The organism is Empedobacter sp. 225-1 (assembly GCF_030328185.1).
Classification (GTDB): Bacteria; Bacteroidota; Bacteroidia; order Flavobacteriales; family Weeksellaceae; genus Empedobacter; species Empedobacter stercoris.
Genome location: NZ_JACALO010000001.1, coordinates 119,805 through 137,407, shown reverse-complemented (window position 1 = coordinate 137,407; position 17,603 = coordinate 119,805). Strand labels below are relative to the sequence as shown.

The following is a 17,603-nucleotide window of genomic DNA, read 5'->3' as shown; positions in this document are numbered from 1 at the left end:
AAGGAACTGTTGAGAACAGAATAGGCTTGATAAGAAGATTTTTACCAAAGAAAACAGACCTGAATTTAGTAAGTAACCTAAGAATCAAACAAATAGAAAAATTAATTAACAATAGAAGAGTAAGAAAGTTTGGCTATATTAGCCCTATCGAAAAACTAAAATCTACTTGGCCAGTTGCACTTATAACTTGAACATGGCATTAACTTTTCTATAGTAAAATTCATCAATAATTCATTCATTTGAAATGATATGCAATAGCTCTAAATAAATTAAAATTTCGTATCTTAAATAGATTTGACTGTTTTTTTTTGAGGATTCTAACAGCTTGTTTATTTATAAAAAATCTTTCAACAACTCATTAAATAAAATCGATTTTATCAATTAAAAAAAATTAACAAATGTTTATTTTTTTATCTGTCAAGTTAATAATAATTTTAAAGATTAAGATTTATTGAATCGAAATAATTTTATACTCGCATGAAATATTTTTATTTACTCGCATTATACTTAATTACAGTTACAACTTTTGCGCAATCCAAATTAGAAACAGCCATAAAAAGTCTTCAGACAAATTATGCACAAGAAAAAGTTTATTTATTATTTGATAAACAAGACTACATTGCTGGAGACAATATATGGTTCAAAGCTTATACACTAAATGGATATCAACCAAGTTTGATCTCTACCAATCTAATCGTAGAATTATATGATAAAGATAAAAACTTATTGAACCGAAAATTGGTGCCGATTATAAATGGAGAAAGTGATGGAACATTAAACACAAAAGCTGAACATGAAGAAGGAATTTATTTTGTGAGAGCGTACACAACTCACATGACTTTTTTTCCTGAGCAATTTCAATACATTAATCAAATCAAGATTTTCAATCCAAATTCTAAATTAAAAATCGTTCCAAATCAAAACCTAAAATGGAATGCAAAAGCGCACGCTGAAGGAGGAAATTTTATTCAAAATCAAACGACAAAATTCGCTGTACGATTAAAATCTGACGGAAAGTTACCTAAAAAATGGCGTGGAATTGTTTTCGAGAAAGACAATCCAACCAACCAACTATCAACATTTGAAAATTTAGATGAAAACGTGGCTACATTTTCATTGAGAGCAGAAGAAGGTAAACTCTATCAAGTACAAATAACTGATGACAAAGGAATTCAACAAATTATTGATTTACCTGAACCGAAAAAAGAAGGCGTATTATTAAAAGTTGTGCGTAACAGCAAGGATATTATGATACAACTGAAAAGTATTAATCAAGAAAATCCCTTGTTAAACCATAAAATTATTGGTACAATAAACAATGAACTTGTGATGAGTTCTCAGATTATAAAAAGTATCGAAACCGCATCTACACTTGTCCCAAATGAAGTTTTAGAGAATGATAAAGGAGTTCTCAACATTACCGTTTTCAATGAAAATGATCAAGAAATTGCCAATCGATTACTCTTTATTAATCGCAATGATTTGTATAAAAAACCCGCCATTACTTTCGAAACAACTACTCGTCCACGCGAATTAAATACAATACAACTTGAATCTGATCAAGAAATCAACTTCGCTTCAGTCATTAAAGATCAAAAAGAGAATGATGAAGACAATTTACTTTCGGCTATTTGGTTGTCGCGAGATTTCACCTCAAACATCAGCAATCCTGCTCAATATTTCAAGAACAATGAATATTCTGAAAATTTGGATGCCCTACTTATTACAGAAAAATGGAGAAGATTCACATGGGAAGATATCATCGTAGGAAACATTGTAAAACCTGATTTTGAAACAGATAAACGTTATTTATCGTATAAAGGAAAGGCGTACATGAATGGAAGAGAATTAAGCGATGCTGAATTGAGTATTATCTACAAAATGCAAGATAGTCCGAAGAATTTTGCTACACTTTCCACTGATTACGAAGGAAGTTTCGAAATGAATAATTTATTCTATTATGGTCCTATGGCGATGAATTATTTTTTGAATTCGGAAAATTCTAAACCCGCTAATAATGGAACATTGACTATATCGGTTGCTCCAAATTATAAAACAAAAGCGTATAAAGCTAAATTACCTGCTACACCTTATGTGTTAGAAGAAATATCGGATGCAGCAAACAGTAAAGAGATTGAAAAACAACATACCTATAAGAAGAATATAAAAATCATTAATGATAAAAGTATTCGATTAAAAGAAGTTGTGGTAAAAGCCGATAGTAAATCTAAAACAATAAAGCTAAACGAAGAATTGAGCAGTGGAATGTTTAAGAATATTAACGAAACAGTAATTGATTTTGTAAACGAACCTCAACCCATCGAAGGTTATTATAACGTGGTTGATTTTTTAGCTGGAAGAGTTGCTGGACTTACGGTTTCTAACGGTATTCCAAAAATTAGAAATGCTGAAGTTAATATTTATCTAAATGAAATGAAAATTTCTCCAGACAACCTAAACGGAATAAACATTCGAGATATTGCCATGGTAAAAGTATTCAAAGGTGCAGGTTTATTAGGAAATGCAATCGCTATTTACACCAAAAGAGGAAGTGATGCGCCAATTGACAACACACCAATGTTAACGAATAATTTGATTCAATTAGGTGGATACAACAATTCGCTCCCATACTTTAGTCTTGATGATTATGAATCTCTATACTCCGAAGTTCCAGATGACATTAGAAGTACTTTATTTTGGAATCCAAACTTGTATATTGAACCAGGAGAAAATACATCCATCGAATATTTTAACAACGATAGTCCAGGGAATTACAAATTAACCATAATTGGTTTTGACGAAAAAGGAAACCCTGTTTTCTACGAAGGTAAAATTGAATAAGAATAAAAAAACGTTTTGAGCTATTCAAAACGTTTTTTTTATTGTTTAAAACCTCGCCTGTACTTGTACGCTTCCGGTATGTATCGGTTTATTCTCTTCCGTTTTTCGTCCATCATACGAAATATTTAATTGCAGAAAACTTGTGATTTGTCGTTGCAATTGCAATTGCCAAACAAAATTATTTCCTGCTCGTAAACCTTCCATCATTTGATTTCCTACAATTGATTCTTGATTACCCACAAATTGATTGTTGATAAAACTAAAACTTCCCAACAAACTCATCTTTTCCGAACTATTCCATTGCAATTCTGTACCCAAATCAGACTGATTTAATTGCTCTTCTCCAGAAACATTTTTCTTATTCTGATAATTATAAAACAACGAAGCTACAATTGACTTCTCCGTTTGATAACTAATTTTTGGCGATAAACGAAGATTGTTTAACTTGTAACGACGACTTGCAAAAATCTCCGAATCGCTATTAATTACCATATATTCTGTGTCAAAACTCGCAATCAAATCTTTTAAAATCTTGTAACGTGTTTGCAACAAATAACTATCCGAATCGCGGTATTCAGAACCTGTATAAACATAGGTTTGGGATTGTTGTTGATTATAAATAAAATTCGTCGACCATTTATATTGCGTTCCTTGATTAAAGAAAATCGATGAACGAATACTTCTTGTTTTCCCTAAAATCTGCGCAGATTTTGTAAAAGGATTCCATTCTAACGTCGAACCTTCTTTGCGTAAAGAATTACTTGCCGAAATATTTTGTTGAAACATCCAACGATTCCAGAATTCATTTTCAGTATTGAAAACCTGTTTTGGACGAAAACGTAACGTAAAATTGAATTGATTTTTATTTGTTTTTAAATACTCTATTGTATTCGTATATACACGAATATAATTTGCTTGATCGATAAATTCTGCCACTTCAAACTCATCAATTTGCTCTATTCCATCTCCGTTATAATCCGTCCATTTGTAAATCCCCATTCCATCCGAAACTTTTACATACTGAAATTCTCGCTGCGGCTCTACTCCACTCCCCACTTCATAATCTACATTTAACTGCAAACCTTGATTGAAAAAAGCTTTGTACCATTTCACATTACCCGTCATAAAATCTTCGTTTGGCGCATCCAAAAATTGATAATTTACTCGTCGATAATGAAAATTTACACCTAATTGATGATTTTGTTTTTGAATTAGAGATGAATTAAAAATTAACCCTTTACTTTGTTGAATATTTTGCCAAGTCCCTAAACGAACCGAATCATCTTGACGTTGATAAACCGTTAAGTCTATTTTTCGCCCAATAGAATCTGCAAAACCTCCTTTCAACTGAAACTCATTCCATTTAAAACTCAAATTCGATTTTTCATTTTGTACCAAATCATCGATATCATTATTTTCTCCCCAAACACGCGCACCAATCCAAAATTTAGTTCCAATTTTTCGTTTTCCATCAATCATGTAGCGTGCAAAATTGGTATTTTGAAGCGTTGCTTTAGTTGATAAAATATTGGCTTGCGCAACAATCTCATCCTTTTCTGTTTTATAATTCGCATCTATTTGATTTCTCAAACCTTTGTACAGGCCTGTATTTTCAAGATAATCAAATGTGTATTGTGCGTTAAATTTTTCTTTCCAAGTTGAATTGATTTTTGCTGTGATAAAATTCTGATTTACGCCACTTAATTCCTGTTCCAAGTTAAAATCACGCGCAAATTCTACCGCACGCAAACGCTCGGCACTTTTGTAATTTTTGTTGATAAAATTCCATTCTGCATAAGGTGTGATTTTCCAATCGTTAAAAGAAAATGTTTTTTCTCCATAAATCCGAGTTGCTAATCCAGAATTAGCGTTATCATCAATCGAAGAAAATAAATTTTGATCATAATTACTCAGTCCTACATTAAAACCAATATTCCCATTATCTTTCAACTGATATTGACCATTTAGTGTATAAATCTGTAATTTCTTTGGAGAAATCAATTGCTTAATTGGTTCGTAATCGCCTTGTAAAACACCCGTAATAGGTTCAGTAAATTGAAAAACTTTTCCGTTCTGGTTTGCATTTATTTGACGATAATTTCCTTGATTAGCACCAACGTATGTAAACGCAACTTGATACAATTCGTCATTTGGATCAGTCGAATATTCAAAAATATCTAAGCCATTTAAGTTCACTTTTCGATACAAAATTCGGTTCGAATCATAACTTATTCTTTCAGCAGAAACAGTGTACATTTTAGCTGGATCATTTCCTGCATTGGCCAAAATTTGTTTTTCATCATCTGTTAAATCATTTCCAAGCGAATTGTTTTTCGAATCACCTTGAGAAAAGAAAAAACCTGACAGTTTTAATCGTTCTGTTTCATACTCAGCTCCACCGTAAAGTAAAACTTGGGAATAATTGCGCGAATTATATAAATACTCAACATTAATACGCGTGTTTGCAGTAATTAATCGGTTCGACGTAAACGAAATTTCTCCCGTATTGTAATTAATAACATAATCATTTTGCTCTCCTCGCTCTAATTGAACACCATCAATGTAAACTTTTTCACTTCCCGAAATAATTATCACATACAGCTCATTGTTCTTTCCTGAAAGGCGGTAAGGACCTTGATTTCCGTCTTGTCCTACAAAATTAACACGCATAAATTCGCCTCGTGTAATACTTCCTGAAGCAAAAATAGTTGTCGAAGATTTCTCACTTTTTAATTGCGTGGATAATTGTAAACCTGTTACTTTTTGATTGAATGGATTGAAAAAATCTCGTTCTTGATTGGTGTTAATATCTATATGTCCTGCTCTAATTTTAGAATTTTTATTGGCTAATTCGATGTAAACTTTATCAAATTCTTGTAAATTCTGCGTATAACCATCAGACTCTATCGGAACATTATTGTCCGCTATTGCCGCACTTACCGTAATATCATCCGATAATTTACCAGACAGCTCCAAATCTAACGAAGATTGTACAGAGCCACTTTGGTTATTCCCAAAACGAATTCCACGAACCATCGACCCTTTGCTATTTAAACCTTCAAAAATATCTTTGGTTGCTTTCTTTGAATCGGGTTCGAGTTGATAAAAAATGTTAACAGGTTTGTCATCTTTCACAATAATCGACGGATTCTTTGCGTAGAAAACTGATTCGACCAATTTCGGATTGACGAAATATTGGATTCTCACCATTTGTCTTGCTAACGAAGTTGTGAAATAAATTTCGTTTCGATCAAAATTAATTGAATAATGATCTTTTGGAATTGCATGACCAGCAGAATCTAAAACTTGAAATTTTTCGGTTAAAATTCCTTTATACTGAAGTTTTATAGTATCTGAAATTAGAACAGAATCTTGTCTGAAATTTGGATTTTTCCAACCAAAATTTTGAGCAAAAACAAAACTGTTTGCTAACCAAAAACTCAGAAAGAATAAAACGCGAAACTGCAAAAGATTTTTAATAAATAACGATATTTTCGGTTAAAAATTTTACTCGAATGTAAATCACTTTTTTTGAACTAAATAATAATCCTTTTGAATACGATCATTATAATTTTTTTGATTTTCTGACGAATGATTTAAATCGACAACGCCAATTTTTTGAAACGAATAATTCTTAAATTGTTCTGCTATCAAAATTGAATCGGATTGATTTGCTAACATTCCAAACTTCGTTTCTTTCGGAAAATTTAGCTTCTTTCCATCATAAATTACCGGAATAGAAGTGCCATAATCTAACACTATTTCTGGTACAAAACTTTGCGTTTCGTATGTTTTAATCTGATATTGTTTTTCTAATCTATGAAGATTTTTAGCTGATGAATACAGTTCCTCGGAAAACGTTAATTTTGAAAGTGGAAAGCCAAATGCAACAACTGTACACATCAATAATACGGTGGAATAAAATACTTGTTCGAAAGACTTTATTTTTAATCCTTTGAGTATTGATAGACCTAAAACTAATCCAACAACCGCAAACGGAATCGACCAAACCAAAAATTCTGATAACCGATCTTTTGTATAAATAAAAACTCCTACAGCGATTACAATTCCAATTAAACCATATAAACCAAAAGCGAAATTTGTAAAATATTTTTCAACTTTATTGCTAAAGTTTTTAAATTCTAATCTTAAATATTCGATATAAAAACCAATATTCATCGCTAATGGAATCAAAACTGGTAATAAATATCTTGATTTTTTTTCTGGAATTAACGATAATAAAACCACAGAAAAAACCGTCCATAACCATGCAAATTGATAGGCTCTTTTATTGGTTACTTTATGTCTCAGATAAGGATAAATTAAACTTACCAAAGCTGGAATTGTCCACAAACCAGATTGTGTAAAAAAGCTCCAGTAATAATAAATTGGGCGAGTATTGTAACTGTGCCAATTGTTTACTTCTTTTGTAGAAGCTGCTAAAAAGTGCTCAGCATCAAAGTATTTTACATACAACATCCAAGCAAATCCTACAACACAACCCAATATAATCGTCAATAAAGCGATGCTTAAATTTCTACCTAATTTCTGTCTAAAAACTAAAAAATAAGCAATTAAAAATGGCAAAAATAAGGCATACAACGAAACTGGACCTTTGCTCATGATCGAACATCCTAAGAAGAAAAATGCAACTATAAAATTGAATAAATTAAATTTAGTTACTTGAAACTCCTTCACTAAAAAGAAAATTGTACCCATCATAAAACTATGCGTGTACATATCCCAATTGTTATCTCTTCCTGAGAAAAAAACGTAAAACGACGTAATCAAAACCAATGAAGAATTTACAACTTGCTGTTTTGTTAAATCGAATTTTGTTAACGTTTTATAAAACCAAATAACTAATAAAATGGTAATTAAAACAACTGGAACGCGTAACCAAAAGAAATTTTCGAAACCAAAAACATTTCCAAATACAGCTGTAATCCATGTTGGTAAAGGTGGTTTTTCGTATCGAGGTAAACCATTAAGTGTAGTAAAAATCCAATTTCCATTATTCACCATTTCTCTCGCAGAAATTATATTTCTCGCTTCCATAATGTTGGTTTGTAGAACATCTAAGTTGACAAACAACATCAAGATTGTCACAATGATTAAAAATAAAACTGAATTTTGTTTAATCCACTGAACCATTTTTTTCTTTTCGTTTGATTAATATATTTCGAGCATAAACAATGAATCCCATAAAATGCCCAACAAATAAAACGGGATCTTTTCGGATAATTGCATAAATTAAAATCAATAAGGACCCAGATAAACTAATTAACCAAAATCCCATTGGTAATTGTGATTCATTTTTTCTTTCAGAATAGAGCCATTGATAGATAAACCGAAAGGTGAAAAGAACCTGAGAAACAATCCCTAATGATAACAACCATGTCGGAATTTTTTCGTTTTTAAATAGTAAATCTACATCAAAAATACCGTTATTAAATCCATACAAAACAATTAACACAGGAAAAATATACAAGAAAATACGGACAATTTTCGGGAATTCGTGCCAATGATTTTGCAACTGTATGTTTCTGATATAAATGTAATATGTTAGCGTTTGACCTAACATAATCGAAAAATCATGACGCAAATAACCATATAAAAATAAAAGTACAGAGGCAAAAAGACTAATTTCCCAAAACAATTTTGGTGTAAGTACTTTTTTATTTTTTTCGGAAACAATCCATTGCAAAATTAGCCGACTTGAAAAAAGCGTTTGCGCAATAAATCCAATGCTAATTATAATCCAATTTGACATTATGCTCCTTCTTGAATCTTATAATTGATGTATTTTTTCTTCATCCAAACAAATGCAAAACAATCCATCAAAGGACCTAATAGACGGTTCCATAAATTGAATTTCGATTCGCCTGCAATTCGAGGAAAGTGTTTTACGGGAACTTGAGTTACAGTTCCGTTTTGAAGTAGAATCATAGCTGGTAAAAAACGATGCAACCCTTTGAACATTGGAATCTTTTTCGCTTTATCAGCATTGATAACTTTTAATGGACAACCGGTATCATCCATTCCGTCATTTGTAAAAGCTCTTCGGATTGAATTTGCAATTTTAGATGACATATTTTTCACAAAAGAATCTTTACGATCTGCACGAACACCCGTAACCAAATCATATTGATCTGCTAAACCTAAAAGCTTATTGAAATCTTCAGGAGCTGTTTGTAAATCTGCATCAATATAACCTACCCATTTCGAATGTACAGAATCAAAACCAGCTTTTATTGCAGCTGACAATCCATAATTTTTATCAAAAGATATGTAGTGAAACTTCTCGTTTCTTTGGCAGATTTCTTTGATTAATGGTAAACTTTTATCTTTAGAACCATCATTAATCAGTAAAATTTCAGTTGATTTTACAGCGGTTTTTACATACTTATTCATCTCATTTTCCAAACGTAACAAATTATCTTCTTCGTTATAGATTGGAATAATAATTGTGAATTCTGTTGACATTTATTTAATATTTCAAAGTTCAAAGCTATGAAATATTAAATAAAAAATAAGACATTAATGCTTAGACCAACTTGTTTATTGTCAATTATTTAAATATATTGATTCTTAAACAGAAAGTAGTTTATCCATTTCTTGAATTATAGGATTCTTATCTTTATCGCCCTCACTTACTAAAACTACTGCATTTCCTTCTCCGTAAGGTTTATAGCGTTTCAAAAAACTTTCACTTTTAAATAATCCGATTGTCTTTGTTGGAGCAGCACAACTTAGATGCATCATTCCAGAATCAGCAGCAATTACAAATTCACAATTTTTCATTACTGCAGCAATTTCTCTTACATCTTTGCTATAAAAAGTAGGAAGTTTATGTGTTAACATTGAAATATTTTCGACAGGTAAAATCTCAATTAAATTATATTCTTCTGAATATTTTGGATAGAAAACCTCATAAAATTCAGTCCACCAATCGGCTACATAACATTTCGTACCTGTTGCATAGGTGAAAAATGCTAATGTTTTTTTTGCTCTATTTTTAGTCAAATGATCAAGCGTTTCTTTTCCTATTTGCACCTCTTTTTCTGTTAACTGAATATCCAAAGATGGAATGGGAGAATGATCATGCTTATTTTTAAATAATTCTTTAAATTTTCTCAATTGATAAACTGGATATTGTGCTTGATGAAGTTGATTTTCTTGAGTTGTATCAAGTTCAAATTCACTCCCAAAAATTTTATATTTAGAATTCGCAAAAGAAGTAGAAAGTCGACCCGAAGAAGAATTTTTATCAACATTAATGACTAAATCGTACTTTTTTTGTTTGATTTTCATCCACACTTTCGCGTAGTTAATTAATTCTTTAAAAGGTTTTTTGGGTAATTCTATTATTTGATCAACTTGTGGATAATTTTCGAAAATAATTGGAGCAACCTTTCCTTTTACAAATAAATCGATTTTCACCTCTGGAAAATCTTTTATAATTTCTTGTACTAAAGGTGTTATTAACAATAAATTTCCTAAACGTTGGTTAGGTCTGTTTATCAATACTCTTCTTAATTCAAGAAGTTCATCTTTTTCTATTTTTGGCAAATTTCCATCGCCAATACCTCCAGTTAATCCACGCATTATTGTACGTCGAAAATGATTGATTGATTTCTTAAAACTCATTAAAGAATGTTCGTTTGAAGATTACTTATATTGCAATCTAAAATATTTCACGAAACTATGTAAACTATCGGTAATTACAACTATTTTTTTTTAAAAAAAAAGACCTCATTTTAGAGGCCTTTGCATTATTTTGTTTTCGTTGGACGAACTTCTATTTTACTTGGTAAAACATTTGAATTCATTTTTAACAAATCAACTATCATTTGTCCTAAATCTTCGGGCTGAATTTTCCATCCATCTTCAGAATTTGGGACATGATCATTGAAGTGAGATGTTACAGAACCAGGCATGATCGTTGTACACTTGATATCATAATTTCTTAAATCTAACATCGCTGCTTGTGTAAACCCTACTACTCCAAATTTTGAAGCATTATATCCAGCACCATTGGCAAAAAAATTAGTTCCTGCTAAAGATGCGATCGAAATATAATAACCTTTTGACACTTTCAAAGCCTCAACAGAAGCTTTTATTGTATGAAAAACACCTGTTAAATTAGTGTCTATCATTGCGTTCCAATCCTCTAAAGAAAGCTCATCTACTGGTGCAAATTTCCCTAAACCAGCATTCGCGATGACGATATCCAATCGACCAAAAGCAGAAATAATTTGTTCTACACCATTTTGCTCATCTTCGAAATGTCTAACATCTGACTGAATAGCCAAAACATTATCTTTTCCTAAGTATTCGCGTGCTTTTTCGACATCATTTATGTTTCTTCCTGAAATAGCAACTTTAAGTCCATTTTCAACTAAAACTTTTGCTATTCCTAACCCAATTCCTTTTGTTGCTCCTGTAATATACGCGACTTTATTTTCTATATTTTGCATTATAATTATTTTTGATTTAACCAATTCCATTTGCCATCTTTTCGGTAAATATAACCGCCTTCTTTTGCATTTTCTTGATGTACATAAATTGCATCATACTCTAAAGTTACAATTTCATTTTTAGAAACGCCATTTAAATTACGCTTTATTCCATCTTTGTAATTAGAATAAAGAGGCGTTCCTTTTGGAATCATCATCAACGTTCCGAAATCATAATTTTTAATTTTGAACGGATCTTTTTCTCCTCCTAATCCATAAATCTGACTCCCTTTTTTCAAATTATTGACTATATACAGACGCGTATATCCCTTTGTATCAATCATTCGATATAAATAATCAACCACACCATCGCCAAAAAAATCACCTTTTATCGCAAAACATTTGTAAGCAGTTGCCAAATAAAATTCGTTAAATGCAGGATGTGTAGCAATCTCTGTTTCGAACTGATTGATAAAATTTTGTTGTGTAATCAAATAGCCACTAAATGTGTACAAATCATTTTGTAAAACGGCTTCATTCACTCCTTCGTCCAAAATTAATTTAGAAGAACTGATATCAATTTTTACCCAATTTCCACTTTTCGCTTTTCCACTATCTTTGATAGAAAAAGCTTCTCCTTTTTCTAAAATTTTAACAGGATAACCATATGGAATTTTTCCGACACGTTTGCCATTTGGAGCAGTTCTAATCGTCAATCCTTCTTGTGCAATAACTTGATAAATTTCTTGCGAAAAAGCAATTGAACTCATCACCAGAAAGAATCCAAAAATTATTTTTTTCATGATGTAAAATTAAAAAGCTTCAAGAAATCTTGAAGCTTTTTGTTGATTTATTTTAAACTAAAATTAGTTAAAATTCGGCTTTCTTTTTTCTATAAAAGCTGTTGTTCCTTCTTTGAAATCATCTTCATCAAATAAATTTCCAAAACTCTGAATTTCAATTTCAAAACCATTGTCTTTATCCGATGCATTTATTGCTTTGATCGCGTGACGAATAGCAACAGAAGAATTCTTTACAATTTTACCTGCAATTTCTTTCGCACGATTTATTAATTCTGCTTGTTCCACTACTTCGTTTACCAATCCCATCTCATACGCACGATCTGCCGTAAACATATCTGCCGTCATAATTGCCTGCATAGCACGACCTTTTCCAATTAATTTTGGTAAACGTTGCGTTCCACCATAACCAGGAATTAAACCTAAAGTAACCTCTGGCAATCCTAACTTTGCATTTGTAGATGCGATACGAAAATGTGAAGCCATCGCCAATTCTAATCCTCCACCTAAAGCGAAACCGTTAACAGCCGCAATAACAGGTTTTGTTAAGTTTTCTACTTTATCAAATACATTTTCTTGCCCTTTCGCAGCCAATTGTTCTCCTTGATGACCATCGAAATTTGCAAACTCTTTGATATCTGCACCTGCTACAAAAGATTTTTCTCCAGAACCTGTCAAAATAATCGCTCGAATTTCATCGTTTGAGTTTGCATTAGTCAAAAAATTAGAAAGATCTTCTAATAAATCTTTGTTCAAGGCATTTAATGCTTGTGGACGATTTAAAGTTACCAATGCGATTTTATTTTCTACTTCAACAATAAGATTGTCATAATTATTTTCCATTTTATTTGTGTTTTTATTATTCTCTCAAAAATATCAATTGTTGAAAGAACTAAAAAATTTATCAAAAAATAATTTGTTGGTTTCAAAATCCTTTCTAAATTTGCCTCAATGAATACATTATTTACAAATAACTGGTGGTGGTTAATCGAACAACAAAACGTTGGTTCGTAAGACCTCTATGCAATTATATGTAGAAAAGGCTTGTCGTAACCGACAAGCCTTTTTTTGTGCTCTAAACCTTAATATTTAGCAAATGAATTTAAATTTTAACTTACAGAAAGAAACTGTTTTAGCTGATTTAACGACTCCTGTTCAACTCTATTTGAAGTTGCGAGACATTTATCCAAATGCGTTATTATTAGAAAGTTCAGACTACCATTCGAAGACGGATGCAAATTCATTTATTTGCCTAAATCCGATCGCGACTTTCAAGGTAACGAAAGGAATCGTAAATGAAACTTACAAAAATGGTAAGACGAAAGAGTATGAATTAAAAGGTCAGAATTTAACTGAAAAGTTCAAGGAATTTACCGCTCAATTCAATATCCAAAATGGAGAAGATTTACCTGTCAATGGTTTGTTTGGATACATTGCTTGGGATGCTATTCCGCATTTCGAAACGGTAAAATTTTCTGCTCAAGGAAATGAAGCGACAATTCCAGAATTTTCTTATTCATTTTATCAAAATATAGTGGTTTTTAATCATTTTCACAACGAAATTCAATTCATCGAATTTCAAAATGAGGAAACTATTTCAAAATTTGCAGAAATTAAAAGTGTCATCAACAACAAGTCAATCATTGAATATCCATTTAATGTGGAAAGTGAAATTGAATCAAATTTAACGGATGAAGAATTCAAAAAAATGGTTACAAAATGCAAACAGTCTTGTTTTCGTGGTGATGTGTTTCAGATTGTTCCATCAAGACAATACAAACAAAAATTTTCGGGCGATGAATTTAATGTTTACCGCATTTTACGCTCTGTAAACCCTTCGCCATATTTATTTTATTTCGATTATGGCAACTTTAAAATATTTGGTTCTTCACCAGAAGCACAAATAATCATCAATAATAATCACGCCGAGATTCATCCAATCGCAGGAACAGTTCGTAGAACTGGAAACCCAAATTTGGATAAAGAATTAACCGAAAAATTAATTGCAGACCCGAAAGAAAACGAAGAACACGTAATGTTAGTTGATTTAGCTCGAAATGATTTGAGTAGAAATTCTACAAATGTTGAAGTGGCTGAATACAAAGAAATTCAATATTTTTCTCATGTGATTCACATGGTTTCAAAAGTAACTGCTCAATTGGATACAAGTGTCAATACCATGAAAATATTCGCAGATTCTTTTCCTGCTGGAACACTTTCTGGAGCACCAAAATTCAAGGCAATGGAATTGTTAGATACCTATGAAAATCAAAATCGTGGTGTTTATGGAGGAGCTATTGGTTATTTAGGATTCAATGGTGATATCAACATGGCAATTGCCATACGCACGTTTGTTAGCATACAAAATACCTTATATTTTCAGGCTGGTGCTGGAGTTGTTTCCAAATCGGTTGAAGAAAATGAATTACAAGAAGTCAATCATAAATTAGGCGCACTTCGTCGCTCTATCGAAATCGCTCAAAATCTATAAACTATGAAAATTTTAGTCATCGATAATTACGATTCGTTCACTTATAATTTAGTGCATTCATTGAAAAAATATGCAACCGATATCACAGTTGTTCGCAACGATGGAATATCTTTAGAAGAAGTGAATTTGTATGATAAAATATTACTTTCTCCAGGTCCAGGAATTCCTGACGAAGCTAATTTACTGAAACCTATTATTAAAAAATATGCATCAACCAAATCTATTTTCGGAGTTTGCCTTGGTCAACAAGCAATTGGAGAAGTTTTTGGAGGGAAATTATTAAACACGCAAGAAGTATTTCATGGTGTTAAATCAACCATAAAAGTCATTAAAGATGATATCATATTCAAGAATTTACAAGAGAGTTTAGAAGTTGGACGCTACCATTCTTGGGTTGTTTCGAATGAAAATTTTCCAGACGATTTAGAAATTACCGCAATCGGGCCAAACGAAGAAATAATGGCCTTACGTCACAAAACGTATGATGTGCGAGGAGTTCAGTTTCATCCAGAATCTATTTTAACGCCAGAAGGAGATCAAATGATTAAAAATTGGTTAGAAAATTAAACATGAGAAAGTTATTAAATTTATTATTCGAAAATTATACACTTTCAGAAAAAGAAGCCTATCAAATTATGGTTGATATTTCTGAAGAAAAATATTCGCAAGTAGAATTAGCATCGTTCTTAACTATTTTCAACATGCGAAATATAACATTGGACGAACTGAAAGGTTATCGACGAGCTTTACTGGATTTGTGTGTAAAAATTGATTTACCAAAACAAGCCATTGATGTTGTAGGAACAGGTGGAGACGGAAAAGACACGTTCAATATTTCGACATTGAGTTGTTTTGTTTTAGCAGGAGCTGGCGAAAAAATTATCAAACAAGGAAATTATGGAGCGTCTTCTGTGAGTGGTTCTTCGAATATGTTGGATAGTTTTGGATACGAATTTTCGACCAATCAAGATAAGTTAAAACACGAATTTGAAGAAGTTGGAATTACATTTTTGCATGCACCTCTTTTTCATCCAGCTTTAGCGAAAGTAGCCCCAATCAGAAAAGGATTAGCTGTAAAAACATTCTTCAATTTGATGGGACCTTTGGTAAACCCTATCCAACCAGATTTTCAAAATTTAGGAACATATGACATCAGAACAGCTCGACTTTATCATTATGTGATGCAAAATTCGGGTGTTCATTATTCCATTTCAACAGCTTTAGCTGGTTATGATGAAATTTCATTGACTTCGCCAACAAAAGTGTATAACAACGAAGGAGAATTTATTTTAGAAAGTAAAGATTTTGGACTAAATTCTCTTCAGCCAAATGATATAAAAGGTGGAAAATCAATCGAAGAAAATTCGAAAATATTTTTAAGTGTTTTAGAAGGTAATTCAACTCAAGCACAAAAAGAAGTGGTTTTAGCAAATGCTGCTTTAGCGCTTAAAACAATTTATCCAACCAAAGATTTAATCGAATGTGTAGCAATTGCGAACGAAAGTTTAGACAGTAAAAAAGCATTGAATGTATTCCAAAAACTAATAAGACCATGAAAACGATATTAGATGAAATTGTCGCGCAAAAACGCAAAGAAATTTTAGAAAAAAAGAAAACTCAATCAATCAATAGTTTTAAAAATTCAGAACATTTTAATTCTCCTATTTTATCTGCAAAAGCTTCAATTTTGGATCAATCAACATCAGGAATTATTGCCGAATTTAAACGTAAATCACCTTCAAAAGGGTTTATTAACAAAGATGTATTGGTAAAAGATGTCGTCGTTGGTTACGAAAAGTTTGGCGCTTCAGTAGTTTCTGTTTTGACGGATGAACAATTTTTTGGTGGAAGTTTTGAAGATTTACAACAAGCTAAAGAAATCTTGAATATACCAATTTTAAGAAAGGATTTTATTGTTGATGAGTTTCAAGTGTACGAAACAAAAGCAATTGGCGCCGATTTGATGTTGTTGATTGCAGAATGTTTAACAAAAGATGAAGTCTACAATTTAGCGAAAACAGCAAAGGAAATTGGATTGGAGGTATTATTGGAATTACATTCTGAAGATCAAATGGAAAAAATAAATGAGTTTATTGATTTGATTGGAATCAACAATCGTAATCTAAAAAACTTTGAAGTAGATATCCAAAAATCGAAACAGATTTTAAAACAATTACCACAAAATTTAATTAAAGTTGCGGAAAGTGGAATTTCGGATCCTGAAACGGTAAAAGAATTGCGACAAGCAGGTTTTCAAGCTTTTTTGATTGGAGAAAATTTTATGAAGGCAGATAATCCTTCTCAAGCATTTGAACAATTTGTAAAAGCATCAAAATGAAACGATTTCAAGTAAAAGTTTGTGGAAATAATAATCTTGAGAATTTTAAAGAAATTGCTGCAATCGAACCAGATTATGTTGGTTTTATTTTCTATCCCAAATCAAAACGATTTGTAAAAGATAAAGCGATTTTTGACATTTTTCCGAATGCCGAAAAAGTTGGCGTTTTTGTGAATGATTCGATTGAAAATATACTCGAAAAAGTTGAACAATATCAATTAGATGTTGTGCAATTACATGGCGATGAAACAGCTTATTTTTGTGAAAAATTAATTAATCAAAAACACCAACGATTGATAACAGATGAAAACTTTTTAGATTTTAAAATTTGGAAAGCTGTAGGAATTCAATCAAAAGATGATTTTCAACAATTAACCACTTATCAACAAGTTGTTGATAGCTTTGTATTCGACACAAAATCTTCTGATTACGGTGGAACAGGACGTAAATTCAATTGGCAACTGTTAACAAACTATCAGTTATCAACACCCTTTTTATTAAGTGGAGGAATAGAGCTTGAAGATGCATTACTTTTGAAAAATTTTCAACATCCAAGATGTATTGGATTTGATATTAACAGTGGTTTCGAGTCAGCACCAGGAATTAAAAAAGCTGACGAAGTAAAACAATTCATCGATACAATTGATGGACGAATTGAACAAAATTAAAAAAAA

The 17,603-nt window shown here is 31.4% G+C and carries 14 protein-coding genes and 1 pseudogene; 7 read left to right on the top strand and 8 right to left on the bottom strand.

Annotation, left to right across the window (positions count from 1 at the left end; translation table 11 throughout):
* Positions 1–191: pseudogene (locus tag HX088_RS00685) on the top strand (IS30 family transposase); the annotation flags it as partial.
* 286 nt (positions 192–477) lie between these two features.
* A complete protein-coding gene (locus tag HX088_RS00680) occupies positions 478–2,841 on the top strand; it encodes a hypothetical protein (protein WP_260541797.1) in 2,364 nt (787 codons plus the stop codon).
* A 45-nt stretch (positions 2,842–2,886) separates the two neighbouring features.
* Here HX088_RS00680 and HX088_RS00675 read toward each other — a convergent pair whose 3' ends face one another.
* The 8 genes from HX088_RS00675 to HX088_RS00640 form a co-directional block, all read right to left on the bottom strand.
* Positions 2,887–6,309 (bottom strand): DUF8818 domain-containing protein, encoded by a 3,423-nt coding sequence (locus HX088_RS00675; RefSeq protein WP_286482964.1) that lies wholly within the window; start codon positions 6,307–6,309, stop codon positions 2,887–2,889.
* Positions 6,310–6,363: 54 nt separating this feature from the next.
* Positions 6,364–7,995, bottom strand: coding sequence for an ArnT family glycosyltransferase (locus HX088_RS00670; protein ID WP_286482963.1), 1,632 nt, complete (start codon positions 7,993–7,995; stop codon positions 6,364–6,366).
* On the bottom strand, positions 7,979–8,614 hold the full coding sequence (locus tag HX088_RS00665; protein WP_188319319.1) for a lipid-A-disaccharide synthase N-terminal domain-containing protein: 636 nt from the start codon (positions 8,612–8,614) through the stop codon (positions 7,979–7,981). The genes HX088_RS00670 and HX088_RS00665 overlap by 17 nt, the downstream gene beginning before the upstream one ends.
* Positions 8,614–9,327, bottom strand: a complete 714-nt coding sequence (locus HX088_RS00660) for a glycosyltransferase family 2 protein (protein ID WP_188319320.1) — start codon at positions 9,325–9,327, stop codon at positions 8,614–8,616. Before HX088_RS00660 ends, HX088_RS00665 begins: the two co-directional genes overlap by 1 nt.
* A 105-nt stretch (positions 9,328–9,432) precedes the next feature.
* Complete coding sequence (locus HX088_RS00655) at positions 9,433–10,491, bottom strand: glycosyltransferase family 9 protein (protein WP_286482962.1); 1,059 nt, start codon at positions 10,489–10,491, stop codon at positions 9,433–9,435.
* 125 nt (positions 10,492–10,616) lie between these two features.
* The gene (locus tag HX088_RS00650; protein WP_286482961.1) at positions 10,617–11,321 is read right to left on the bottom strand and encodes an SDR family oxidoreductase; all 705 of its coding nucleotides are present in this window, start codon (positions 11,319–11,321) and stop codon (positions 10,617–10,619) included.
* Between the two features lie 5 nt (positions 11,322–11,326).
* A complete protein-coding gene (locus HX088_RS00645) occupies positions 11,327–12,103 on the bottom strand; it encodes an SH3 domain-containing protein (RefSeq protein WP_188319322.1) in 777 nt (258 codons plus the stop codon).
* 63 nt (positions 12,104–12,166) lie between these two features.
* Positions 12,167–12,943: an enoyl-CoA hydratase/isomerase family protein gene (locus HX088_RS00640; RefSeq protein ID WP_171623880.1), complete on the bottom strand. Its 777-nt coding sequence runs from the start codon at positions 12,941–12,943 to the stop codon at positions 12,167–12,169.
* A 253-nt stretch (positions 12,944–13,196) separates the two neighbouring features.
* Here HX088_RS00640 and HX088_RS00635 point away from each other — a divergent pair, with 253 nt between their 5' ends.
* Genes HX088_RS00635 through HX088_RS00615 form a run of 5 tightly spaced genes read left to right on the top strand, consistent with a single transcriptional unit; the run spans position 13,197 to position 17,597 of the window.
* Positions 13,197–14,591 carry an anthranilate synthase component I family protein gene (locus HX088_RS00635; protein WP_286482960.1) on the top strand — a complete coding sequence of 465 codons (1,395 nt, stop codon included), beginning with the start codon at positions 13,197–13,199 and terminating at the stop codon, positions 14,589–14,591.
* A gap of 3 nt (positions 14,592–14,594) precedes the next feature.
* The gene (locus HX088_RS00630) at positions 14,595–15,158 is read left to right on the top strand and encodes an anthranilate synthase component II (RefSeq protein WP_225539152.1); all 564 of its coding nucleotides are present in this window, start codon (positions 14,595–14,597) and stop codon (positions 15,156–15,158) included.
* A gap of 2 nt (positions 15,159–15,160) precedes the next feature.
* On the top strand, positions 15,161–16,147 hold the full coding sequence (gene trpD, locus HX088_RS00625; RefSeq protein ID WP_225541434.1) for an anthranilate phosphoribosyltransferase: 987 nt from the start codon (positions 15,161–15,163) through the stop codon (positions 16,145–16,147).
* Positions 16,144–16,929, top strand: coding sequence for an indole-3-glycerol phosphate synthase TrpC (trpC, locus tag HX088_RS00620; RefSeq protein ID WP_171623884.1), 786 nt, complete (start codon positions 16,144–16,146; stop codon positions 16,927–16,929). The genes trpD and trpC overlap by 4 nt, the downstream gene beginning before the upstream one ends.
* The gene (locus HX088_RS00615; protein ID WP_286482959.1) at positions 16,926–17,597 is read left to right on the top strand and encodes a phosphoribosylanthranilate isomerase; all 672 of its coding nucleotides are present in this window, start codon (positions 16,926–16,928) and stop codon (positions 17,595–17,597) included. Before trpC ends, HX088_RS00615 begins: the two co-directional genes overlap by 4 nt.
* Positions 17,598–17,603: the final 6 nt, after the last annotated feature.